Source organism: Arthrobacter sp. B1805 (genome assembly GCF_002929745.1).
Lineage (GTDB): Bacteria > Actinomycetota > Actinomycetes > Actinomycetales > Micrococcaceae > Arthrobacter_D.
The window spans coordinates 1-22,157 of record NZ_PJIQ01000003.1; the positions used below are offsets into that span (position 1 = coordinate 1).

The 22,157-nt window shown below is 69.0% G+C and carries 19 protein-coding genes; 14 read left to right on the forward strand and 5 right to left on the reverse strand.

Annotated elements, in window-relative coordinates; translation table 11 throughout:
• Positions 1–255 precede the first annotated feature (255 nt).
• The 5 genes from CXQ96_RS04190 to CXQ96_RS04210 all read left to right on the forward strand — a co-directional run bounded on the left by CXQ96_RS04190 (position 256) and on the right by CXQ96_RS04210 (position 5,320).
• Positions 256–978 carry a DUF305 domain-containing protein gene (locus tag CXQ96_RS04190; protein WP_104116799.1) on the forward strand — a complete coding sequence of 241 codons (723 nt, stop codon included), beginning with the start codon at positions 256–258 and terminating at the stop codon, positions 976–978.
• 99 nt (positions 979–1,077) lie between these two features.
• On the forward strand, positions 1,078–1,938 hold the full coding sequence (locus tag CXQ96_RS04195) for a F510_1955 family glycosylhydrolase (protein WP_104116800.1): 861 nt from the start codon (positions 1,078–1,080) through the stop codon (positions 1,936–1,938).
• A gap of 237 nt (positions 1,939–2,175) precedes the next feature.
• On the forward strand, positions 2,176–2,625 hold the full coding sequence (locus CXQ96_RS04200; protein WP_104116801.1) for a hypothetical protein: 450 nt from the start codon (positions 2,176–2,178) through the stop codon (positions 2,623–2,625).
• An 85-nt stretch (positions 2,626–2,710) separates the two neighbouring features.
• Entirely contained in the window at positions 2,711–3,937 is a 1,227-nt protein-coding gene (locus CXQ96_RS04205) for an MFS transporter (protein ID WP_104116802.1), read from the forward strand.
• Between the two features lie 165 nt (positions 3,938–4,102).
• A complete protein-coding gene (locus tag CXQ96_RS04210) occupies positions 4,103–5,320 on the forward strand; it encodes a helix-turn-helix domain-containing protein (protein WP_104116803.1) in 1,218 nt (405 codons plus the stop codon).
• A gap of 18 nt (positions 5,321–5,338) precedes the next feature.
• Here the strand turns inward: CXQ96_RS04210 and CXQ96_RS04215 are convergent, their stop codons facing one another.
• Both CXQ96_RS04215 and CXQ96_RS04220 read right to left on the reverse strand, forming a co-directional pair.
• On the reverse strand, positions 5,339–5,743 hold the full coding sequence (locus CXQ96_RS04215; RefSeq protein ID WP_104117027.1) for a four-helix bundle copper-binding protein: 405 nt from the start codon (positions 5,741–5,743) through the stop codon (positions 5,339–5,341).
• Positions 5,744–5,852: 109 nt separating this feature from the next.
• Positions 5,853–6,353 carry a PGPGW domain-containing protein gene (locus CXQ96_RS04220; RefSeq protein WP_104116804.1) on the reverse strand — a complete coding sequence of 167 codons (501 nt, stop codon included), beginning with the start codon at positions 6,351–6,353 and terminating at the stop codon, positions 5,853–5,855.
• 180 nt (positions 6,354–6,533) lie between these two features.
• On the opposite strand from CXQ96_RS04220, the gene CXQ96_RS04225 reads away from it, so the two are divergent.
• The 8 genes from CXQ96_RS04225 (at position 6,534) to CXQ96_RS04260 (ending at position 16,616) form a co-directional block, all read left to right on the forward strand.
• A complete protein-coding gene (locus CXQ96_RS04225; protein ID WP_104116805.1) occupies positions 6,534–6,794 on the forward strand; it encodes a GlsB/YeaQ/YmgE family stress response membrane protein in 261 nt (86 codons plus the stop codon).
• A 204-nt stretch (positions 6,795–6,998) separates the two neighbouring features.
• A complete protein-coding gene (locus CXQ96_RS18580; RefSeq protein WP_219816083.1) occupies positions 6,999–8,204 on the forward strand; it encodes a hypothetical protein in 1,206 nt (401 codons plus the stop codon).
• Between the two features lie 46 nt (positions 8,205–8,250).
• Entirely contained in the window at positions 8,251–9,198 is a 948-nt protein-coding gene (locus CXQ96_RS04235) for an ABC transporter ATP-binding protein (protein ID WP_219816098.1), read from the forward strand.
• Entirely contained in the window at positions 9,188–10,051 is an 864-nt protein-coding gene (locus tag CXQ96_RS04240; protein WP_258058845.1) for an ABC transporter permease, read from the forward strand. Before CXQ96_RS04235 ends, CXQ96_RS04240 begins: the two co-directional genes overlap by 11 nt.
• A gap of 139 nt (positions 10,052–10,190) precedes the next feature.
• On the forward strand, positions 10,191–11,213 hold the full coding sequence (locus CXQ96_RS04245; RefSeq protein WP_104116807.1) for an extracellular solute-binding protein: 1,023 nt from the start codon (positions 10,191–10,193) through the stop codon (positions 11,211–11,213).
• Positions 11,210–12,910, forward strand: coding sequence for an iron ABC transporter permease (locus CXQ96_RS04250; RefSeq protein WP_104116808.1), 1,701 nt, complete (start codon positions 11,210–11,212; stop codon positions 12,908–12,910). Before CXQ96_RS04245 ends, CXQ96_RS04250 begins: the two co-directional genes overlap by 4 nt.
• Positions 12,907–14,097, forward strand: coding sequence for an ABC transporter ATP-binding protein (locus CXQ96_RS04255; protein ID WP_104116809.1), 1,191 nt, complete (start codon positions 12,907–12,909; stop codon positions 14,095–14,097). The genes CXQ96_RS04250 and CXQ96_RS04255 overlap by 4 nt, the downstream gene beginning before the upstream one ends.
• Positions 14,094–16,616 carry an AMP-binding protein gene (locus CXQ96_RS04260; protein WP_104116810.1) on the forward strand — a complete coding sequence of 841 codons (2,523 nt, stop codon included), beginning with the start codon at positions 14,094–14,096 and terminating at the stop codon, positions 16,614–16,616. Before CXQ96_RS04255 ends, CXQ96_RS04260 begins: the two co-directional genes overlap by 4 nt.
• Positions 16,617–16,676: 60 nt before the next feature.
• On the opposite strand, the gene CXQ96_RS04265 is transcribed toward CXQ96_RS04260, so the two are convergent.
• The 3 genes from CXQ96_RS04265 to CXQ96_RS04275 all read right to left on the reverse strand — a co-directional run bounded on the left by CXQ96_RS04265 (position 16,677) and on the right by CXQ96_RS04275 (position 21,275).
• Positions 16,677–17,408, reverse strand: a complete 732-nt coding sequence (locus CXQ96_RS04265; protein WP_104116811.1) for a DinB family protein — start codon at positions 17,406–17,408, stop codon at positions 16,677–16,679.
• A gap of 138 nt (positions 17,409–17,546) precedes the next feature.
• Positions 17,547–20,021 (reverse strand): beta-glucosidase, encoded by a 2,475-nt coding sequence (locus CXQ96_RS04270; RefSeq protein WP_104116812.1) that lies wholly within the window; start codon positions 20,019–20,021, stop codon positions 17,547–17,549.
• Positions 20,022–21,275 (reverse strand): MFS transporter, encoded by a 1,254-nt coding sequence (locus tag CXQ96_RS04275; RefSeq protein ID WP_258058849.1) that lies wholly within the window; start codon positions 21,273–21,275, stop codon positions 20,022–20,024.
• Between the two features lie 116 nt (positions 21,276–21,391).
• Between CXQ96_RS04275 and CXQ96_RS04280 the strand changes: the two genes are divergently transcribed.
• Entirely contained in the window at positions 21,392–21,976 is a 585-nt protein-coding gene (locus CXQ96_RS04280; RefSeq protein ID WP_104116813.1) for a TetR/AcrR family transcriptional regulator, read from the forward strand.
• Positions 21,977–22,157 lie beyond the last annotated feature (181 nt).

The following is a 22,157-nucleotide window of genomic DNA, read 5'->3' on the forward strand; positions in this document are numbered from 1 at the left end:
CCGCCGGCGCGGTCCTCATGAGTGTCTCCACGATCGTGGTGGCCCTGAACGCGCAGCTGCTGCGTCGGATCGACCTCAGCCCGGAGCGGATCAGGATCGACTAGAACTGCCAGCATCTGCGCCGGTCCTACGAGGACAAGTACCGAACCTGTTCGACGGCGTGTTCGTTGATCAGGTTCGGTACCCGCCTCACACTTTGTCCGGGCGGAAGGTACTGACAGCACACCCACCTGAGTTTTGAAGGATCTGACCACCATGAAGTGTTATTCGTCCCTCGCCGCTCTGAGTCTCGCGACGGCCCTCACCCTCTCCGCCTGCGGCACCGACTCCGGCAGCACCACCAGCACAGACCCGACCAGCGCCGAAGCTGCAGCTCCTGCCTCGAGCGCAGCTGCTGATACGTCCCCGTCCGCTGACGCGTCAGCAACCACCAGTTCGGACGCTGTGTCGGAGGAACACAACGATGCGGATGTCATGTTCGCGCAGATGATGATTCCCCACCACGAGCAAGCCGTGGAGATGAGCGAGATGATGCTCGCCAAGAATGGCATCAGCCCCGAGATCAAGGACCTCGCGACGAAGATCAAGCACGCCCAGGGCCCTGAGATCGAGATGATGAGCGGCTGGCTGGAAGCCTGGGGCGAGCCCAGGGAGCCCGAAGATGGCGCCGACGATGGTTCAGGAGGCCACGACATGGGCGACATGGAATCCCACTCCGAATCAGGCGCAGGTTCCATGGCCAGCATGCCGGGAATGATGAGCCGGGACCAGATGTCCGCCCTCGGATCCACCGAGGGTACCGAGGCGGCCCGCATGTTCCTCGAGTCCATGACCGCCCACCACGAGGGAGCAATTGAGATGGCCCAGATCGAGATCACCGACGGCGAGAACCCCGAAGCGGTCGAGCTGGCCGGAATTATCGTCGACACCCAGCAGATCGAGATCGACGAGATGAAGGAGCTGCTCGCGGGCCTCTGACCACACCAGCTCCACCACGCAGCCCAAGCACTGATCTGGTCTCCCAGGGACCTGACGCTGTATCGGCTGCTTTTCCAACGCCCGTGTTAGGACTGCTTCTTGTTCTCGTCCCTGTACCGCATCGCACACTTCGGCCCTATCGCCGCCCTGGCCGTGCTGCTCAGCGCCTGTGCCACCCCGGCCTCAACCTCCCCGGACACACCGGCCGCGTCAGCGGCGCACTACCCGTCCGGGCACATTCACGGCATGAGCGTCGATCCCGGTACCAACCGCATCCTGCTCGCCACCCACGACGGCCTCTTCGACGTGACCCGATCTCCCGCCCAGCAGATCGGCCCGACGATCGACCTCATGGGTTTCACCACCACCAGCGACGGAACCCTCTACGCCTCTGGGCATCCCGGTCCGGGCACCGATCTACCCGACCCTGTCGGCCTGATCACGAGCGCTGACGACGGCCGCACCTGGACACCTGTTTCCCGCCAGGGCGAGACGGACTTCCACGCCCTCGCCGCGACCAGCGACGGTCTCATCGGCTACGAAGGGCAGATCATCACAAGCCCGGACGGACACCACTGGACTGTCGCAGCAGACGATGTTCCCGCCTACAACCTGGCCGCAGCCAGCAGCGGAACCGTGCTCGCCACCACCGAGGAAGGCCTGTTCCGGTCCGAGGACAGCGGAGCGACCTGGGGACCCGTGCCGGACGCTCCCCTCCTGATGCTCACGACCTTCGCCGGCGACACCGCCATCGGTGTCACCCCCGACGGGACCGTTCACAGCAGCGCTGATGCCGGCCCCACCTGGGCAGAGCGAGGAACCATCGAAGGAGAACCGGCGGCCATCGCCGCAGCACACACCAACGACGACACGCACCGCGTCTGGGTCGCCACAGACAAGGGCATCCACGTCTCCAACGACAACGGAGCGACCTTCCAGCCCCTTACGTCCCAGCGATGAGGGACGCAGCTGGTACCCCTAGCCCTGGCCGGCGAGTCCCCTGACTGGATGAGCGCCCGGTCGGTGCTGTTCCCGGTATCCAGCTCCTCGGCCACCTGCTGCAGGTCAGGAAGCGCAGGGGTTCGTGTGTGCACCGTACTCGGCGTCGGGCTTATCAGCCTTCGCACAGGAGCGTCAGCGTTCGGGTGATCAGGAAAGGCTGTCCAAGTCTCCGCGCATCTGGGTACGGTACGAAGTATGGCTACCCTCGACACTCCCGGTCCCGACGAAACCCACCAGCGCCCTGAGGGCGTCTCCGACATCACGGTCGAAGCCCTCGGCAAGCTCTCCGAAGCACTCGAGGTGCTGGAACACGCGCGTGGCTACCTGTACGGGTTCCACCGCCTCACCGGTACCGCGGACCTCAACCTCTCCGAGGCCGAGGAACTGTTCCGCGAGGCCGGCCACACGGAGATCGCCGACAGGCTCGCCAGCGAGATCATCGGACGCAACGTGATCGAGGGGCGCTGGACGTTCCAGATCGTCGAGGACTACGACGACCACTACTACTCCGAATTCAAGGCATTCGAGAAGGAGGCGCGGGACGCCCTCGTGCAGGGCAAGCGCCACCTCTTCGAAGCGGAGATGAAAGAGGACCGCCGCACCAAGGGCAAGAAGCACCACGAGGCGCTGCCGCCGGAGGCCTGAGCGCCCAGCCGCGCACCCCCTGCCCACCGGAACCCTGCTTGTTCTGTTCTGTTCGCCGCGCGGGCTCTGAGAGGATGGTCGGACCATGACCAGTTCCGTATCCGTCGAGCCGACCGAGCACAGCGCGCGCCGTCTCGGGCAGGCACGCCTCGCCGTCAGCGTCCTGTTCCTGACCAATGGCGCGATGTTCGCGAACATCCTGCCGCACTACCCGGCCATCAAGGACGGGCTGGACCTCAGCAACGCGGCCTTCGGCGTCTCGGTGGCGGCCTTTCCACTCGGCGCGATCACGGCCGGGCTCGCGTCCGGCGCCCTCGTCCGACGCTTCCGGTCCTCGCGGGTCGCGACCGTCGGCACGTGGTTCATCGGACTGTCGATCCTGCTTGCGGGCATCGCGCCGTCGTGGGCCGTCCTGACCGTCACCCTGTTCCTCGCGGGCGCCATGGACGCCATCACCGACGTCGCGCAGAACTCGCACGGGCTCCGGGTCCAGCGTCTCTACAAGCGCTCCATCCTCAACTCGTTCCACGCCGTGTGGAGCATCGGCGCGGTGCTCGGCGGGCTGATGGGGGCGACGGCGGCGGGCCTCGAGATTCCGCGCGGCCTGCACCTCGCGGTGTCCTTCGTGCTCTTCAGCGCCCTCACCCTGACGTGCTACCGCTTCCTCCTGCCGGGTGCCGAACCGGCGGAGCCCGACGACGAAGCGCCGGACGCGGCAGCGCCCGCCGTCGTGCGGCGCGCTTCGCTCGTCACGGCCGGCATCCTGGCGGCCCTCGTCGTGATCGGCATCGCCGGAGCGCTCGTGGAGGACGCCGGAAGCACCTGGGCCGCTGTGTACCTGACCGACGCCCTCGATGCGACGCCAACGGTGGCCGGCCTCGGTTTCGTCGCCCTGGTCGGCCTGCAGTTCGTCGGGCGCCTGTTCGGGGACCGCCTCGTGGACCGGTTCGGGCAACGGGCCGTGGCACAGACCGGCGGCGCACTGGCCGCCGTGGGCATGGGCACCGCTCTGCTCTTCCCGTCGATCCCGCTGACCATCCTCGGGTTCGGACTGGCAGGGCTCGGCGTCGCAACGCTGGTGCCGGCGGCGATGCACAGCGCCGACGAGCTCCCCGGGCTCCGCAGCGGAACGGGACTCACCGTGATCAGTTGGCTGTTGCGCCTCGGGTTCCTGCTGTCCCCGCCGATCGTAGGAGCCATTGCCGACGCTTCGTCGTTGCGGGTGGGGCTGATCGTCGTTCCACTGGCAGGCATCCTGGCCCTGCTAGCATCACCCGTGCTACCGAAGCGCGTTCGCGGACTGCCCTCCTGAGCGCTGACAGGGGCACGGCCACCGCCATCGAGCGTGCCGCTGCGCCTCACCGTGATCTCCGCGCTTCTCTGATGCGTCGAAGAATCTGCTACACAAGGAAGGTCACGGACAAGCCTCGATACCGGGCGGTATCCGTGACCACTCACATGGGGACGAGAACTGCACATGCGATTCGGAGAGATGCTGCGTGAAGCGCGCAGCGCGAAGGGACTGTCCCGCGCCGAGCTGGGCGCAGGCGTCTATTCCACCCACTACATCTCGCTCCTCGAGCGCGGCCAGCGCCAGCCGACTCCCGACATGGTGCATCACCTGGCCGGCGTCCTGGGCATGGACGCACAGATCCTCAACTGGTGGGTGGAGCCGCCGTCCGGTACGGATGAATCCGCCCTCGCGGTGGCGATGCACAACGCCAGCAACGCGCGCGATCTACAGGATGATTCGCTGACGGCCTCCGAAGCCGGATATGCCGCTTCCATCGCACAGAAGCAGGGGAATTCTGCTGCCTGGTGGTCGATGGCGAATCTGCAGGCGCAGGCCCTGGTGTCCCTGCGCAGGTACGACGACGCCGGCATCGTCCTCCGGGCGCTCGGGGCCAGCCCTCTCGCCGAGAAGAAGCCCGAACTCAGGGTCGTGGTGCTTGCCCGCCAGTCCGTGATCCTGCGGTCGCGCGGCAGGTTGACCGAAGCCATCGAGGCCGCGCAGGCCGCCGTGGAGGTGGCTTCGGGTCTGCCCTCGCCCAGCGTGGTACGTCTGGAAGCCGCGTTCGTGCTTCTCGCCGCCCTGTCGGTCCAGGGACGCCTCGATGAGGCCTGGGGGCTCGTCACGGAGATGCACCTCGATGCGGCGGACCCGATTCTGCCGTCCCGGCTGATCGGTCGAGGAGCCTGGGCTGTCGGCAATGTCGCGTTCCGGCGCGGCGATGTCGAGATAGGGCTCATGCAGCACCGGCTGGCCGCCGAGCTTCTCCTGGCCAGGACGGACGTCGAATCGTGGGCCGCGTTCCACAGCGCGTCCGCTGCGATGCGGCTGTCTGCCGGTCTTGCCGATGATGAGGTGTGGCAGTCTATCCAGAACGCGCAGCTGGGTCTGCAGATCTCCGGCACCGATGAGCAGCGCCAGGAGGTGAAGCTGCAGGAAGCACACTTCCATCTGCGGTCGGGGCGACCCGGCCTGGCCGGCCCGCTCCTGAAGGAGGTCGAGGGTTCTGGCGCTCTCCAGGACTTCGAGACGGTCTCGCTGCTTCAACGCCTGCTGGGCGAGTACCACGCCGGCCAGGGCGACACCCTCCGCAGCCGGAAGTACTTCCAGAGTGCGATCACCCTCCTGGAGGAGGCCGGAGCCATGGAGTCGGCGGCAGAAGTACGGGAGTTGCTGCGCGCCTAGTCCCTTGATGCACTCCGGCTACATCGAGGCGAGCAGCGCGTCGCAGGCCTGCTCACAGCGTCGGCACGCCTCCGCGCAGACACGGCAGTGCTCGTGCATCTCCGCATGCCGGGAGCACTCGTCCCCGCAGGCCCTGCATGCAGTACGGCAGGCCTCGAGGATCGCCCGGCTCAGGTTGGCGTCGTATCCGGTATGGCGGGACACCACGCGGCCGGTGGCTGCACAGATGTCCGCGCAGTCGAGGTTGGTGCGGACACACTTCCGCAGCTCCGCCACCATGTCCTCGGCGAGGCAGGCGTCGGCACAGGCCGTGCAGGTCTGTGCGCAGTCGAAGCACGCCTCGATGCACTCGGCCAGCAGGTCGGGGTCGAAGCCGTCGCGGTCCTGCGGGTAGGTGTCGAGCATGGCGCGGGCTTTGGACATGAGGTGCTCCTTCTTCGATGGGCTCGCTGCGTCTGCAGCGAGGTGGTTCTGCCGTGCGGTGTCGGGGCCGGATGAGGTGTCGGTAGCCAGGGCCGATCGCATCTCCAAGTCAGGTCCGATCGAGGACTACAGGACGGAATCGGCGGATGCTGTACAGGATGAACGCCGCTGCCAGGAGGGCGGAGAGGATGAGACCCGAGCCCACACTCCAGCCGCCCGGCAGCCACCAGCGGTCGTCGAGGGGCCACCAGGCAGGAACTGCCGGCTGGACGCCCCACAGCACGCCGATCAGCAGGAGGACCAAAGCCCCGAGGAAGCTGAGCGCGATATTGCGTGTGTTCCTCACGCCCTGGGCTGCGGCCGCGAAGGCCCTTCGCTTCACCGGCCGCAACCACCGCCGCGCCCACTCGTACTGCTGCGACAGAACGGCCAGCCCTGCAACCAGGGCCAGCAGACCGGGACCGGGCAGTACGAGGGCGGCGAGGCCGACGAGCACCAGCAGCCAGCCCACCACCAGCCCGAAGATACGGCTCGCGCCGCGAGGTCTCGTCCGGCCGGCGAAGACGGACCCATGGGATGCGGCGCGGCGCTGCCGCGGATGCCGAGGCATCACGGATTCCTCAGTAGGCTTCGCATTCCTCTATCGTTGGACTGAAGAACGCTCGTGGCAAGGCCTGACAGAGACCCCCTGTCGACTTGCTGCCCGGCAATAAGTACGGGTACCGCCGCGTTATAGGCAGCGAGCACAGAGACTTCCCGCGGAAGAGCGGGCTACAGAAGGAGAACCACCATGATCGGATTCATCATCGCCGGCCTCATCATCGGCGCGCTCGCCCGGCTCATCAAGCCCGGCAAGCAGAACCTCGGCCTTCTCGCGACACTGCTGCTCGGCCTCGTGGGATCCATCATCGGCGGCTCGATCGCGAGCCTCATCGGCACCGGCGATATCTTCGAGCTCAACGTTTTCGGTTTCATCGTCTCCGTTATCGCCGCCGTCCTGCTGATCGGCGTCGCCGAAGCTGTCATGGGCCGCCGCCGCGTCACCCGCTAGGCAGCAGCATCGCAGAAGGGGCGGCTCCAGCCGCCCCTTTCGTGTGTGCCCGAGGCCCTGCCCGATCCCTGCACCCACCTGCGCGGCCGGTGCGGCACGTCGTCGTCCCCCCGCTCGTTCACCCAATGCACGCCCCCACCGCGTGCAGTGTCCAGGTGTAGCGTTGACAGTAGACGGGGCACAGATTCGTCGGAGGGCTCAATCATGAACAAGAACTGGCGCTGGCTTCCCGCCGGTATCGTCCCGGTCGTCATCGCCGCTGCGGCAGTGAGCGCATCGACCGTCGCTGAAGCCCAGCCGCAGCTGCCCGCCCTGACCGCGCAGGAACTCCTCGAGTTCGTGGCCACCAGCACGGACGACGCCTATTCCGGGACCGTCGAACAGTCCTCAGACCTCGGCCTCCCGGACCTGAGCCTCGCAGCTCCTCCCGGCGGCTCGTCAGGATCCGATCCCACCTCCGCCGCCCTGGAGCTCCTCACCGGCGAGCACACCGCGCAGGTCTACGTCGACGGGCCGGGCAAGGCCCGCGTCCAGCTGCTCGACCAGCTGGCCCAGCGGGACGTCGTCGTGAACGGGGACCACGTCTGGTTCTACGATTCGGAGGCGAACGAGGCTGTGCATGCCGTCCGCCCCGCTGACGCCGGGGAGGACGACCTCGAGGCGATGCTCCGGGAGAAGGCAGCCGAGCATCCCGAGCTGCAGAACATCCCGAGGACCCCTGCCGAACTGGCCGAGGTGTTCCTCGCACGCATCGATCCCAGCACCGAGGTAACCGTCGGCGACACCAGCCGCGTCGCAGGCCGGAGCGCCTACCAGCTCCTGCTGACGCCCGACGACGCCGCCACCCTCATCGGTTCCGTCGCCGTGACCGTCGATTCCGAGACCGGCGTCCCCCTCGGCGTCAGGGTGCAGGCCAGGGGCCAGGAGGAACCCGCGTTCTCCGCAGGCTTCAGCTCCGTCGACTTCAGCACCCCCGACGCCGGCATCTTCGACTTCACCCCGCCGCCCGGCGCAACCGTCACCGAGGCGTCCCCGAAGGACGGCGCACAGCACGACGCCGACGCGGCGGACGAGGTCCGGGTGTCCGGGCAACCCACCGTCATCGGGCAGGGATGGAGCACCATCGTGGAACTGCCGGCGGGCAGCGCCTCGAAGCTCGGCCTCAGCACAGGCACGGGTGAATCGACCGGGATGGGCGACATCATGGAGATCGAGCCCGGAATGGATCCCGAGGAGGTCGCCGGAGCCCAGGCGCTGCTGGAGCAGGCCCTCGTCGAGACCGATGGCGGCAGGGCCCTGCAGACGTCCCTCGTCTCGGTGTTCATCACCGACGACGGACGGGTGCTTGCAGGCGCCGTCGGCGTCGACCAGCTCGTCGCCGCGTCCCGGCAGTGGTCGAACCGGCAGTGATCGACGGAGTACCCGCGCGGTCGGCATCCGCGGCACGGGCCGGAGAGTGAGCGCCGGCGAGCTCGCGATCGAGACGCGCGGCCTGACCAAGGTCTTCGGCAGGCAGCGGGCGGTCGACAGCATCGACCTCACGGTGCCGCGTGGATCGGTGTTCGGTTTCCTCGGTCCCAACGGGTCGGGGAAGACGACGACCATCCGCGTGCTCCTCGGCCTGGCCTCGGCGACCAGCGGCGAGGTCCGCCTGCTCGACGGCGAGATGCCCGACGATGCGCGCGCCGTCCTGCCACGCGTCGGCGCACTCGTCGAAGGACCGGCCATCTATCCCTTCCTCTCGGGCCGCGCGAACCTCCAGCGGTTCGACGCCGCCGACCGCCGGACCGACCCTGCGACCCGCAGCAGGCGGGTGGACGAAGCGCTTGAGCGCGTCGGACTCAGCCATGCGGCGAAGAAGCGGGCACACGCCTACTCGCTCGGCATGAAGCAACGCCTCGGGATCGCGAACGCGCTGCTGGCTCCGCGGGACCTGCTGATCCTCGACGAGCCCACCAACGGTCTCGACCCGCAGGGCACGCGCGAGGTCAGGAGCCTCATCAGGTCGCTGTCGGACGACGGCACCACCGTCTTCGTCTCCAGCCACCTCCTCGCCGAGGTGGAGCAGATGTGCACGCGCATCGCCGTCATGAGCGCGGGCCGACTCGTCGCGCAGGGCACACTCGACGAACTCCGCTCCGGCGGCACAGCCCGCGTCCGCGTCACGACGCCCGATGCAGCCGAAGCCCGCCGCGTGCTCACCGGCCTCGGCCTCACGCCTGAACCGCACGGGCACGACGACGTCGTCACGGCCGAACTGTCCGTCGCCGGTCTGCAGCCCGAGACCGTGAACGCGGCACTGGTCCGCGCGGAGGTGCGCGTGCGCGGCTTCGAGGCCCGCGGGGCCTCGCTCGAGGACCGTTTCGTCGCACTCACCGGAGAGGGGTTCGACGTTGCCGGCTGAATCCGCAGCTACCCACGCGCCACGCACGGGAGGATCCCTCGGGCTCACCCTGGTGGTCTCCGAGGTCGCTGTCCTGTTCCGGCGGCTCCGCACCTGGGCGATGATCGGCGCGCTGGCGCTGATCCCGATCCTCATCGCCGTCGTGGTCCGTGTCTCGTCGGACGAGTCCTCGAGCGGTCGCGGTCCGGCGTTCCTGAACAGCATCACGCAGAACGGCCTGTTCGTGTCGCTGACGGCACTCACCGTCGCCATTCCGCTGTTCCTGCCGCTGACCATCGGCGTCGTGGCGGGTGACACGATCGCCGGCGAGGCCAACCTCGGCACCCTCCGCTACCTGCTCGTCGCTCCCGCCGGGCGCATCCGCCTGCTGCTCGTGAAGTACGCGGGGGCCGCACTGTTCTGCTTCGTCGCGACCCTGACCGTCGTCGTCACGGGCGCCGTCGTCGGGGCGCTGCTGTTTCCCGTCGGGCCGGTGACGCTGCTGTCCGGCGCCACCGTGGGGATACCCGGATACTTCGCGCGGCTGCTCCTGCTCGCGCTGTACGTCACGGTGTCGCTCCTGGGGCTCAGCGCCATCGGTCTCTTCATCTCGACGCTGACGAGTGTTCCGGTCGGCGCCATGGCGGCGACGGCCGCGCTGGCCGTCATCGCCCAGATCCTCGGCGCCCTGCCGCAGCTCGAGTGGCTGCATCCGTGGCTGTTCACGCACCACTGGCTGGGCTTCGCGGACCTGCTGCGCGAGCCGATCGTCTGGACCTCGTTCGCCGACAACGCGCTCCTGCAGTTCGGGTACATCGCCGTGTTCGGGGCGCTGGCCTACGGCCGCTTCAGCACGAAGGACATCCTGAGCTAGCACAGGAGTGCGGAATGCTACGCGCGACGACGTCGAATCCACCCTTCGGCCCTGCTTAAGTTAGGCTACCCTTGCTCCTCGTGGCCCTTCATCGCCGCCTCCCGGACGTACCGCCCCCCCCTGCTGAGAAGAGAACCTGATGCACCCCCGCCCACTGGTAACCGCGATCGTCGGCCTGACCGCCCTGGCATCGACCCTCTCGGGATGCGGCGTGCTCGGATCCCAGTCGGCGGACCTCCAAATCTACTCCGCGCGCCACTACGACCTCGAGGGCGCGTTCGGGCAGTTCACGGAGGATACGGGGATCACCGTCGAGTTCATCAGCGGCGACGATGCCGAGCTCCTCGAACGGCTCAAGGCCGAGGGCGAGGACACCCCCGCGGACGTCTTCATGACCGTCGATGCCGGCAACCTCTGGAACGGGGCGCGCCAGGGTGAACTCGCCGCGATCGATTCCGCCGTGCTCGACGAGGCCGTGCCCGACGACCTCCGCGACACCGAGGGGCGCTGGTACGGACTCGCCATGCGTGCGCGCACCGTCACCTACAACCCCGAGGCCGTTGACCCCGCGGAGTTCGACCCGGTGGACACCTACGCGGGCCTGGCGGATCCACGGTGGAAGGACCGCCTGTGCATGCGGGACGCGACCTCCGCCTACACGCAGTCCCTCGTCGCCAGCCTGATCGACCTGCACGGTCGGGACCGCGCCCTCGAGATCGTCCAGGGCTGGGTCGCGAACAACGTGGAGATCATGAGCAACGACGTCCTGCTGCTCGAGGCGATCGACGCCGGGACGTGCGACGTCGGCATCAACAACCACTACTACCTCGCCCGCACCCTGGCGGAGAAGCCGGAGCTCGCGGTCGACCTGTTCTGGGCCAGCCAGCAGGGAGCGGGAACGCATGTGAACATCTCGGGTGCAGGGGTCGTCGAGGGCGCAGACAACCCGGAGGACGCGCAGCGACTCATCGAGTGGCTTGCCACCGACGGGCAGAACGCCTTCGTGGACGCCAACCATGAGTACCCGGTCAACCCGACCGTCGAGCCGGAACCGGTCATCGCCGGCTTCGGGGACTTCTCGCGCATGCCCCTCAACGCGGAGGCCTACGGGACGCTCAACGCCGACGCCGTCGACCTGCTCGCCGAGGCCGGATACCGGTGACGGGACCGGCGGCACTCGCCGAGGCGCGTCCTCCCGAGCGCCGCGTCCGCGCGTACGGCGTGGGCCGGCCGGGCTGGTCGGCCCTGGTCATCGCCGTCGCCGTCATCATCGCCACCCCGGTGCTGGCGGTGGTGCTCGACGGCGTCGGAAGCATCGGGGCCTCGACGCCACCGCGCGGACTCGCCGGGATGGTGGTCACCACCCTCGCCCTGATGCTCGGGGTCGGCGCGGGGTCGCTCGTGGTGGGCGGCGGCCTGGCCTGGCTCGTGACCGCCTACCGCTTCCCGCTGCGGAACCTCCTGGTGTGGCTGCTCGTCCTTCCCCTGGCGATGCCGGCGTACGTCCTCGGCTTCATCTTCCTGTCCGTCTTCGACGTCGCGGGCCCGGTCCAGTCCTTCCTGCGGTCCGCCTTCGGGGCAGGAGTGTGGGTTCCGGAGGTCCGCTCCCTGCCGGCGGCGGTGCTGGTGATGTCGCTGTCCCTGTACCCGTACGTCTACCTGCTGGCACGCTCGGCGCTGATCGAGCAGTCCGCCGGGACCTACGACGCAGCGCGCACCCTGGGTGCGTCGCGTGGTCGCGCCCTGCGCCGGGTGCTGCTGCCCCTGGCCCGGCCCTCGCTGGCCGCGGGGCTCGCCCTGGTCATGATGGAGACCCTCACCGATTTCGCCACGGTGCAGTACTTCAATGTCCAGACCGTCTCCGTGGGCGTGTACCTGGTCTGGAAGGGCACCTTCGATTTCCATGCTGCGACACAGCTCGCCGTGCTGGTCCTGCTGTTCGCCGTGGCGGTGCTGACCGGTGAGCGGGCGCTGCGGGGCCGCGCCCGCTACCACCAGCACGGAGGCCGGGGGCAGGGCCTCCAGCCCGAACTGCTGCGGGGAGCGCGGGGATGGGCAGCCACCGCCGCCTGCGTGGCCGCCCTCGCAGCCGGGTTCCTCATCCCGGTGGCGCAGTTGCTGGTCTGGGCCGCGGGTCAGCTCTTCTCGGATGCATCCGCGCTGACCGATGCCCGCTTCGCCGATTACCTGGTCAACAGCCTGATGGTCGCCGGGATCACGGCCGCCAGCTGCGTCATCCTCTCGATGGCGATCGGCCACGCGATCCGCCTGGGCGGCGGCCGGCTCGTCTCCTTCGCGGCGCAGTTGACCACCTTCGGCTATGCCGTTCCGGGCGCCGTGGTGGGGATCGGGGTCCTGCTGTCCTTCGCCGCGGCCGATGATGCCCTGGAACGTGCGGGTGTTCCGGGCGGCACCGGACTGGTCGTGACGGGGTCGGTGCTCGGCATCCTCTATGCCTACGTGATCCGGTTCATCGCTCCGGCGTACCAGTCGGTCAGCGCGAGCCTCGAGAAGATCCCACCCACCGTCACGTTCTCCGCACTGAGCCTCGGTGCCGCTCCGAGGCGCATCCTCGGCCGGGTGCACTTCCCCCTGGCCCGGCCGGGTGTCGCCGTCGCCGTCATGCTGGTGGTGATCGACGCCGTCAAGGAGCTGCCGATCGTGCTGTTGCTGCGACCCTTCGGATTCACGACGACGTCGGTGTGGGTCTATGAGCTCGCACGCGAGAACTTCTGGGAGAAGGCTTCGCTCCCGGCGCTCGTCATCGTGGCGGTCGCCGTCGTCCCGGTCTTCGTGCTCGTGCGCCAGACCCGGCGGAACGAGTCGCTGGGCATACTCGCGAAAGAGGTACGGCCATGACCGCACGAGCGGAAGGCGCGGCGTCCGGGCCGGGAGCGCCCGTTCCTCCGGCGCTCGTCCTCGAGGGCGTCACCAAGCGCTACGGCTCCGCCAGGGGCGTGGAGGCACTGGATCTCTCGATCCGCGCAGGCGAACTGGTGACCCTGATCGGTCCCTCCGGGTGCGGGAAATCGACGACCCTGCGGCTCGTCGCCGGATTGGAGCGGCCGGACGCCGGAACCCTGAGCGTGGCGGGGAGCGTCGTCGCCGACGCCCGCAGCTTCGTGAATCCGGAGCGGCGAAGGGTCGGGCTCGTCTTCCAGGACCATGCCCTCTTCCCCCACCTGACGGTCGCCCGGAACGTTGAGTTCGGCCTCGACCGGCTGTCCCGCGGCGAGCGCCGGTCACGCGTCGGCGAACTCCTGGACCTCGTCCAGCTGGCACACCTGGCGGAACGCTACCCTCACGAGCTCTCCGGAGGGGAGCAGCAGCGCGTCGCCCTGGCCCGCGCACTGGCGCCCCGGCCCGCCGTCGTGCTGCTGGATGAGCCGTTCTCGAGCCTGGACGAGTCGCTGCGCGCCCAGGTGCGCCGGGACACCGTGGCGACGCTGCGGGACACCGGGACCACTGGCGTCCTCGTGACCCATGACCAGACGGAGGCGCTCTCGGTGGGCACGCGCGTCGTGGTCATGAACAACGGCGTGATCGAGCAGGCGGATGCTCCCGAGGTGGTCTTCGAGCGGCCGGCGAGCCGGTTCGTCGCGTCCTTCATGGGTGACGCCGATTTCCTTCCGGCGCATGTGCACCGGGCGTTGCTGACGTGTGAGATCGGGATCGTCTCGACCGTCCCGGGATGGGCGGACAGCGACGTCGACGTCGACGTCGTCCTGCGACCTCATGAGGTAGCCCTGCGCCCGGCTGCCGATGCCACCGCCCGCGTTGCTGCGGTGGAGTACCACGGCGCCTTCGTCCTCCACCACGTCCGGCTCGCCTCGGGACGGACCCTGCGCTCGTGGCAGCCGCACGACGTTCGCTATCCCGTCGGCACCGCGGTCGCGGTGACGGTGGCAGCTGGCACCTCCCCCACCCTGCTCGTCGGCGACAGGGCCGTGACGTCCCCGCCTGCCGACAGCCTGGGACTCGGCGGCAGCGCAGCGCGCGAGGCCGGGTCTCCCGACGACATCGTTCCGACCGAGGTACCACGATGAGCCTTGACCCCGACCTCTTCCAGGTCACGATCACCGACCTGGCGCGGCACGGCGAGCGGCCGGCCGTCCTCACCGCCGGCAGGGTGCTCTCGTACCGGGAGCTCGCCGAGCGGGTGGACGACGTCGTCCGTCGCCTCGGGCCCGAGCGGCGCCTCGTCATGCTCGCCGCGCGGAACGACCTCGAATCGCTCGTCGGCTACCTCGCGGCCCTGACGGCCGGTCATCCCCTCCTGCTGACGTCCGCCGACAAGCCCGCCGCGCAGGAATCGCTGGCCGCGGCCTATGATCCCGACGTCGTGCTCCGCCCCGGCGGCGGCGGCCTCGCCCTCGAAGAGCGGCGGCCGGGCACGCGCCACGTCCTCCACCCGGAGCTCGCACTCCTGCTCAGCACGTCCGGGTCCACCGGTTCGCCCAAGCTCGTGCGGCTCTCCCGGACGAACCTCACGGAGAACGCCCGGGCGATCGCCGAGTACCTGGGCATCGGCCCGGACGATCGCGCTGCCACGACGCTGCCGTTCACCTACTGCTACGGCCTGTCTGTCATCAACAGCCACCTGATCAGCGGAGCGGGCCTGGTGCTCACGGACCTCTCCGTCGTCGACCCCTGCTTCTGGGAGCTCTTCCGCGATCGCGGCGCGACGTCGTTCGCTGCGGTTCCCTACAGCTTCGACCTGCTGGACCGTGTGGGATTCGCCGAGATGAACCTGCCGAGCCTGCGCTACGTCACCCAGGCCGGGGGCCGGCTGGCGCCGGACAAAGTGCGCGCGTGGGCCGAGACGGGCCAGCGCCGCGGCTGGGACCTCTTCGTGATGTACGGCGCCACGGAGGCCACCGCCCGCATGGCCTACCTGCCGCCGGACCTCGCCGCCGCCTACCCGCACACGATCGGCGTCCCGGTGCCGGGAGGCTCGTTCCGGATCGAGCCGGTGGAGGGCCTTCCCGACGGCGAGCTGGTCTATTCGGGCCCGAACGTCATGCTGGGCTACGCCGAGAGCCCCGGTGACCTCGCCCTCGGGCGGCAGGTGCAGGAACTCCGCACGGGAGACCTCGCCCGGCGGCACGCGAACGGCCTGTACGAGGTGGTCGGCCGGCGCAGCCGCTTCGTCAAGATCGCCGGGCTGCGGGTCGACCTCGGGCAGGTCGAGCGGATCCTGGCCGATCTTGGTGCGACCGCTGCCGCGACGGGGACCGACGACGGCATGATCGTCGCGGTCGAGGGCGGGCAGGATGCCGGCATGCTGGCAAAGGTCCTCGCGTCCGACCTCGGGCTCCCCCGGGCCGCCGTCGACCTGCACGTGGTGGAACGCCTGCCCCGGCTGTCGTCCGGCAAGATCGACTACCCGGCCGTCCGCGACCTCGCCGGGCCGCAGGAAGCGGCGCCGGCTGCCGGCCCGCGGCGGGAAGGGCCGGCGGAGGTGCCGTCGATCTTCGCGGAATGCCTGGACCGCCCGGATGTCACACCGTCGGACACCTTCGTGTCGCTCGACGGCGATTCGCTCTCCTACGTCGCCCTCTCCGTCCGCCTCGAAGCCGCCCTCGGCCGGCTGCCCTCCGACTGGCACCTCAAAACCGTGGGCGAGCTGTCGGGTCGCCGGGAGCCCCGTGGCTGGCGGCTCGTGTCCTTCCTGGAACCGTCGATCGTGCTCCGGGCCGTGGCGATCATCTGCATCGTCGCCGCGCACGTGGAACTGTTCACGTTCCACACCGCGCACCTGCTGTTCGTCGTCGCCGGATTCAACTTTGCGCGCTTCCAGCTCTCCGGCGAGCGGCCGGCGCGGCTGAGGCGCCAGGTGAGGAGCCTGGCCCGGGTGGTCGTGCCCTCGGTCGCGTTCATCGCCGTCGCGTTCCTCCTGACCGACAACTACAGCATCGCGAACATCTTCCTGCTCAACGGCATGATCGGGCCGCAGGAGGTGACGAGCGAGTGGCATTTCTGGTTCGTCGAGATGCTCGTCTACGTGCTCATCGCGGTGACCGCACTGCTCGCCGTCCCCTGGCTGGACCGGCTCGAGCGCCGCCTCCCGTTCGCGTTCGCCCTGGGCCTCCTGGCCGTCACGCTGCTCAGCCGGTACGACATCGTCGATCCCGGCCTGCCGAAGCCCATGCCCGTGTTCTGGCTCTTCGCCCTCGGCTGGGCCGTGGCCCGTGCCGGCGACACCTACCAGCGCTGGGCAGTGACCGCCGTCGCGGCGCTGACGGTCCCAGGGTTCTTCGACCACCCGCTCCGCGAGGCGACGATCATCGTCGGCCTCCTGCTGCTCACCTGGGTTCCCGCCCTGCCCGTGCCCTCGGTCCTGCGCCGGGTGACGGGCTGGCTGGCTGCCGCGTCCCTGTTCATCTACCTCACGCACTGGCTCGTCTACCCGGTCCTGCTGCCCCTGGGGCAGGTCGTCGCGGTGCTCGGATGCCTGCCCGTCGGCGTCGGCTACTGGGCCCTCTGCCGGTGGCTGCCCATCGCCGTCACGCGCTGGCGGCGGAAGCGCAGCGCAGCGTCGGCACGGGAATCCGTCAGCGCCTGAGGCTGGTTCGTCCGGCACCGGCTCATCCGGACGGGTGACTCCCCGCTGGCCGCCCTCGGCTCACGACAGGCGGGCGAGGTCCCTTCGGATGTAGCGCAGGTGCGCCCACTCCTCCTCCAGGATCACGCGGATGCAGTCGCCCACGCTGGGATGCCAGTCGCCGCCACCCCACGGGTTGTCGCGTGCCTCCGCGAGCGATTCCGGCGTCACCGTGGCCAGGAAGTCCGTCACCTGCCGTTGCCGCTCGGCACGCACCTCGAGGACCTCCTCATAGGTCGGCGGGTCCGCGCGGAAGATCGACATGTCGAAGCTCATCTCGCGGGCACCGGTGAAGATCTGCCCGATCTCGTGGAATGGTTGCGGCACCTGCAGGATCCCGCCGCGGAGCCAGGCGTCGGTTGCCAGGATGAGGTGCCGCAGGGTCTGGGCCAGGGACCACTCGTCCTCCACGTGGGCGTCCACCAGCTCCAGCGGGGTGCTCGTCACCATCTCCTGCCATGCGGACTGCACAGCGACCCAGCCCTCGCGTAGGCCCTCGGGTGTCTGTGCCTTCTGCAGCTCGCGGCCCGGGAACTGCCGATTGAGCTCGGCGTCCACGAGCGGCACCACGTCGACGCCGTTGACCAGAAGACTGCCGAAGAAGAGGTCGTGGCTGTCGATGTCGAGCCCGTCCACGTCGACGCCGCGCATCGTCACACCGCTGACATCGGAGAACCGTAGGGTGGCGCCCTTGAAGCTCGCGCTGACGAAGGTCGCGCCTTCGAACTCCCTCGTGCCGGAATAGGTCGTCATGGCCTCATTATCACCGCGTCGGGGCCAATCTGGGGCTGAGGCCGCCGTATATCGTGGGGCGGCTGCCTGCGTTGAACGACGGATAGCAGAGAAGGCCCCCGACACGTGGTCGGGAGCCTTCTGTCCTGCTACTGCGGCCTAGCGGACCTCGACGGTCAGCTCCTGGAAGTCGTCCTCGGCATGTCGGCCGACGAGCAGCTGGAACTGCCCTGCCTCGTACTGCCAGCCGTCCTCGTAGTGCGCGAAGGCACGGGCGGGAACGCTGATCTCGACGGCGCCGGTGGCACCGGGCTCCAGCGTCACCGAGCCGAAGCCGGCCAGCCAGCGGACGGGGCGGTCCACCGCGGAGTCACTGCGGGCAACGTACACCTGTACCACCTCGCGTCCGGGGCGGGAGCCCGTGTTGGTCACCGGGGCGCTCACCGTGACGTCCTCCCCCGCCGCTGCGGAAGCATCAGCCGATGCTGCACCGAGGGCGAAGGACGTGTACCCGAGGCCGAAGCCGAAGGGGTAGGCCGGGCTCGCGCCGCCGTCGGCCGCCTGCTTCAGCCACGCGCGGTAGCCGATGTGGATGCCCTCCTCGTAGTGCACTTTGCCGTCCACCGGGGTCGTGTTCAGCACGGGGACGTCTTCGAGTGCCGCGGGCCAGGAGGTGGGCAGGCGTCCGCCCGGTTCCTCGGCTCCGAGCAGGACGTCGGCGATCGCGGCGCCGAACTCCTGTCCGCCGAACCAGCCCAGCAGAATGGCGTCGACGTCGTTGCGCCAGGGCATGAGCACGGGCGAACCGGAGTTCACGACGACGACGGTGCGTGGGTTCACCGCGGCGACGGCGGCGACGAGACGGTCCTGGTGCCCGGGCAGGTCGAGGTCCTTCCGGTCGAAGCCCTCGGACTCGATGGCCGCGCTGGTGCCCACGACGACGACGGCGACGTCGGCCTCGCGAGCAGCCTCCACGGCTGCCGCGATCTCGGCGTCCGCGTCGTCGACGACGGTCTCCTCGCCGAGCAGGATGGCGGAGAACGGGATGACCTGGCTCTCGGGGAGCGTGAAGATCGCCTCCACGGACACGCGCTGACCCGCCGTGGTGGACACGGGGAAGGTCTTCTGCGGCGGGGAGAACAGCGCCGCCCCGAGGACGTCGTGCTCGTCGACGAGTTCGCCGTCGAACACCACGTCGCCGTCGAGGATCAGCTTCACCTCGCCGACGGTGCCGACGCCGAGGTGGTGCACGCCGTCGTCGGGCGCTGTCCACTCGGTCTGGATGCGGATGCGCGAGGTGCCCTCGGGGATGCCCACGCCGAACCAGATGAGGTGCGAGGCGAGGCGGTCCTCGCCGGAGAGCTCGGCGCCGGTGGCATCGAAGAAGGACACCCGGAGTCCGGGCACACCCGCCACCGGGTTGGAGAGCGAGGTTCTAGGGAACTCCTGCAGTCCGTCGGCCACCTTCGCGCCGCGTGAGTAGGTGAGCTCGACGTCGTCGGGCAGTGCCTCGCGCAGGCCCTCGAGCGGCGAGACGATCTGCAGCGGCATGACGGTGGCGCTGCCGCCGCCCTGGGTGCGGGCCTCGGAGGCGTTGTGGCCGATGACGGCGACGCGCTTGAGGCCTGCGGTGGTCAGCGGCAGCAGGTTGTTCTCGTTGCGCACGAGCACGGACCCGCGGACGGCTGCTTCGCGGGCGAACGCGCGTCCATCGATCTCTGCGGGCTGCTCGGTGACAGCGGGCTCGAATCCTTCGAGGACGCCGACCCTCGCGGCGAGCCGCAGGATCCGGGTGACCTTCTCGAGGATGGCCTCGCGGGACACCTCGCCGGACTCGACGGCGGCGACGAGCTTCGGGCCCCAGTGACCTACGGGGCCGGGCATCTCGAGGTCCTGGTGGGCCTTGGCCGCGTCGATGGAGCGGACGCCGGTCCAGTCGGAGACCACGACGCCGTCGAAGCCCCACTCGGTGGACAGCGGCGTCTCGAGGAGCGGGTTCTCGCTCGCCGTCGTGCCGTTGATCGAGTTGTAGGAGCTCATCACGAGCCAGGCCTTCGCCTCGGTGACGGCCTGTTCGAAGGCCGCCAGGTAGAGCTCGCGCAGGGGTCGCTCGGCAACCACGGAATCGGCTGTGAAGCGGTCCGTCTCGGCGTCGTTGGCGACGAAGTGCTTCGGCGTGGCGCCGATGCCGGTGGACTGCACGCCGGTCACGTAGCCCGCGGCGAGCTGCGCCGTGAGCACCGGGTCCTCACTCATGCACTCGAAGTGCCGGCCGCCGAGCGGCGAGCGGTGCAGGTTGATGGTCGGGCCGAGGACCACGTGGACGCCCTTGCGGTGCGCTTCCTGGCCGAGCACCTGGCCGTAACGGCGAGCGACGTCCACGGACCACGCGGCGGACAGGGAGGAGGACGACGGCAGGCTGATGGAGTCGTGGCGCTCGTCGAAGTCCTCGCCACGGACACCGGCGGGGCCGTCGCTGAGGACGATTCGGCCGAGGCCGATCTCGGGGATCTCGACGGTGCTCCAGACGTCGGCGCCGGTCAGCAGACTCACCTGCTGCTCGAGGGTCAGGCTCTCGGCGAGTTCACGGATGCGGGGATCGACGGCGATGGGAGCGGTTGCTGTGACAGTCATTTACTTGACTCCTTTGATGCGGGTGACGAGGGCAGCGCCGATGAGTCCGACCGCTGCTCCTCCGAGGAACAGGCCGGGGTACCCGGCGAGTGCAATGACCGGTGCGGCGATGGCGGGCACGAGGGACTGCGGCAGGGCCTGAGCGATGTTGAAGACGCCGAAGGTCTTGGCGTTCTCGGTCTGGTCGGCGGGCAGCAGGTCGGTGATGAGGGCGACGTCGACCGCCGTGAAGCAGCCGAGGCCGATGCCCGCGATGGCCTGTCCGATCAGGACCTGGGTGAAGTCATTGCTCGTGGCGATGATGATGAGCCCGGCCATGATGACGACGGCGGAGAGGATCACGAGGTTCTTGCGCTTGCCGATGCGGTCGCTGATCCAGCCGCCGAGGAAGCTGGTGGCGACGGTTCCGGCCGCGCTGACGAGGGTCAGCTGGAAGACCAGGGTCGGTACGTCGGCCTGTGCGATGCCGAGGTGGTCGCTGAGGAAGTAGGGCATGTAGAGCAGGCCACAGCAGTAGGCGATGTAGACGAGGAACTTGGTGAACCAGGCCCAGCCGAGGCCGGGATGCTGGACCGGGTTGAAGTAGAACGAACCGAGGAAGTCCTTGATCGTGTACTTGTCCTTCGGCTTCTCGCCCAACACGCGGTCCGTGAAGGTGAAGGCGAACGCGAGGGCGATCGCCACACCGACCGCACCCGGGACAACGGCCATCAAAAAGGCGGTGTCGAACAGCTGCGCGAAGAAGGCAGCTGCCACGAGACCGATGGGCAGGGTCATGCCGACGAGGCCGGAGAGCTTGCCGCGCTGGTCGGGGGCCGCCTGGTCGGGCAGTGCGGCAACCAGGGCTGCGAGCGCGGCATTGAACGAGAGCTGGGCGACGATCCAGCCGATCAGCACACCGGTGACGCCGGTTGCCGAGCCGAGGATGAACAGGCCGGCCAGGCCGACGATCGAGCCGCCGATGATCCACGGCTTCCGCATGCCGAAGCGCGAGGTGGTGCGGTCGCTCAGTCGGCCGAAAACAGGGTTGGCCAGCAGCGCGATCAGGGCGCCGACACCGGCGACGAGGCTGTAGGCGCCTGCGCGGGTGTCCGGGGTGGTGAGCTCTGCGATCTTGATCGCTAGGACCACGAGTGCTGGGGCGAGCACCGCCATCCACAGGCCGGCGCTCGCAATCGGGAGTCCGATCATGAACGCTTTGCTCGCGCGCTGGGTGGTTGCTGCCTCGGGAATGAAGGTTGGAAGGTTGGCCACGTTGCCTCTCCTTGTCAGGGGCCCGTCGTTGGGACTGGGGTAGAGCGTACACGTCAAAACTGAGTCTTACTAGGTTTTCGTGGAATCCGTCTCGTCCGCCCTCCTAGACTGGGGCTGTGACTACGGGAAAAACACGGGGGCCCTACGCCAAGGGGGAAGAGCGACGCCGGACGATCGTCCAGACCGCAATGGACGTCTTTGCGACCGAAGGCTTCGAGGGCGCTGCGCTGAAGCACGTGGCGGAGCTCGTAGGCGTCCGGGAAGCCACGCTCTTCCATTACTTCAGCAGCAAGCAGGAGCTGCAGCAGGCGGTCCTCGCCGAGCGCGACGATCGCGCGATCAGCATGGCGGGCGAGGTCTTCGGCGTCGACGACCTGCCGGTCGTGGCAGCCCGGAACGAACAGGAGCCGGGGCTGACCAGCCTGTACGCCGTGGCGTCGGCGACGGCGAACGACACCTCCCACGCGTCGCACGAGTACTTCCGCGAGCGCTATGAACTGGTGATTCGTGACCTCGCGAGAGACGTCGAGGCGCGGCAGCGGTCCGGCGAGTACCGGTCGGACATCGACCCCGAGTGGGCGGCGCGGCTGCTGATCGGCGTGTTCGACGGCATCCAGGTGCAGTGGCTCTACGACAAGGGCGTCAGCATGCAGGAGGGGCTGCGTAGGGCGATCGCGCTGCTGAAGGCGCCCGAGGCCTGACGGCTATCGGGCGGTGCGTCGTCCGATCCAGCCGACCAGCCGGGTGACGGCCGACTCGAGGCTGCCCAGCACGTCAGTTGCTGTCTCCATAGCGTCAGGAACGACGGCCACCCCCACCCCGTCCGCATCATGCTGCGGAAATGCTGACGCAATCCTGCCGTCCCCAGGGCCATCCACGCCG

What these genes read in the sequence shown, in the direction of transcription:
- CXQ96_RS04270 (WP_104116812.1), bottom strand. Translation starts at nt 20,021, where the DNA reads ATGACTGTCACAGCAACCGCTCCCATCGCCGTCGATCCCCGCATCCGT.
- CXQ96_RS04210 (WP_104116803.1), top strand. Translation starts at nt 4,103, where the DNA reads ATGCGATTCGGAGAGATGCTGCGTGAAGCGCGCAGCGCGAAGGGACTG.
- CXQ96_RS04245 (WP_104116807.1), top strand. Translation starts at nt 10,191, where the DNA reads ATGCACCCCCGCCCACTGGTAACCGCGATCGTCGGCCTGACCGCCCTG.
- CXQ96_RS04260 (WP_104116810.1), top strand. Translation starts at nt 14,094, where the DNA reads ATGAGCCTTGACCCCGACCTCTTCCAGGTCACGATCACCGACCTGGCG.
- CXQ96_RS04200 (WP_104116801.1), top strand. Translation starts at nt 2,176, where the DNA reads ATGGCTACCCTCGACACTCCCGGTCCCGACGAAACCCACCAGCGCCCT.
- CXQ96_RS04265 (WP_104116811.1), bottom strand. Translation starts at nt 17,408, where the DNA reads ATGACGACCTATTCCGGCACGAGGGAGTTCGAAGGCGCGACCTTCGTC.
- CXQ96_RS04215 (WP_104117027.1), bottom strand. Translation starts at nt 5,743, where the DNA reads ATGTCCAAAGCCCGCGCCATGCTCGACACCTACCCGCAGGACCGCGAC.
- CXQ96_RS18580 (WP_219816083.1), top strand. Translation starts at nt 6,999, where the DNA reads ATGAACAAGAACTGGCGCTGGCTTCCCGCCGGTATCGTCCCGGTCGTC.
- CXQ96_RS04225 (WP_104116805.1), top strand. Translation starts at nt 6,534, where the DNA reads ATGATCGGATTCATCATCGCCGGCCTCATCATCGGCGCGCTCGCCCGG.
- CXQ96_RS04205 (WP_104116802.1), top strand. Translation starts at nt 2,711, where the DNA reads ATGACCAGTTCCGTATCCGTCGAGCCGACCGAGCACAGCGCGCGCCGT.
- CXQ96_RS04220 (WP_104116804.1), bottom strand. Translation starts at nt 6,353, where the DNA reads ATGCCTCGGCATCCGCGGCAGCGCCGCGCCGCATCCCATGGGTCCGTC.
- CXQ96_RS04255 (WP_104116809.1), top strand. Translation starts at nt 12,907, where the DNA reads ATGACCGCACGAGCGGAAGGCGCGGCGTCCGGGCCGGGAGCGCCCGTT.
- CXQ96_RS04190 (WP_104116799.1), top strand. Translation starts at nt 256, where the DNA reads ATGAAGTGTTATTCGTCCCTCGCCGCTCTGAGTCTCGCGACGGCCCTC.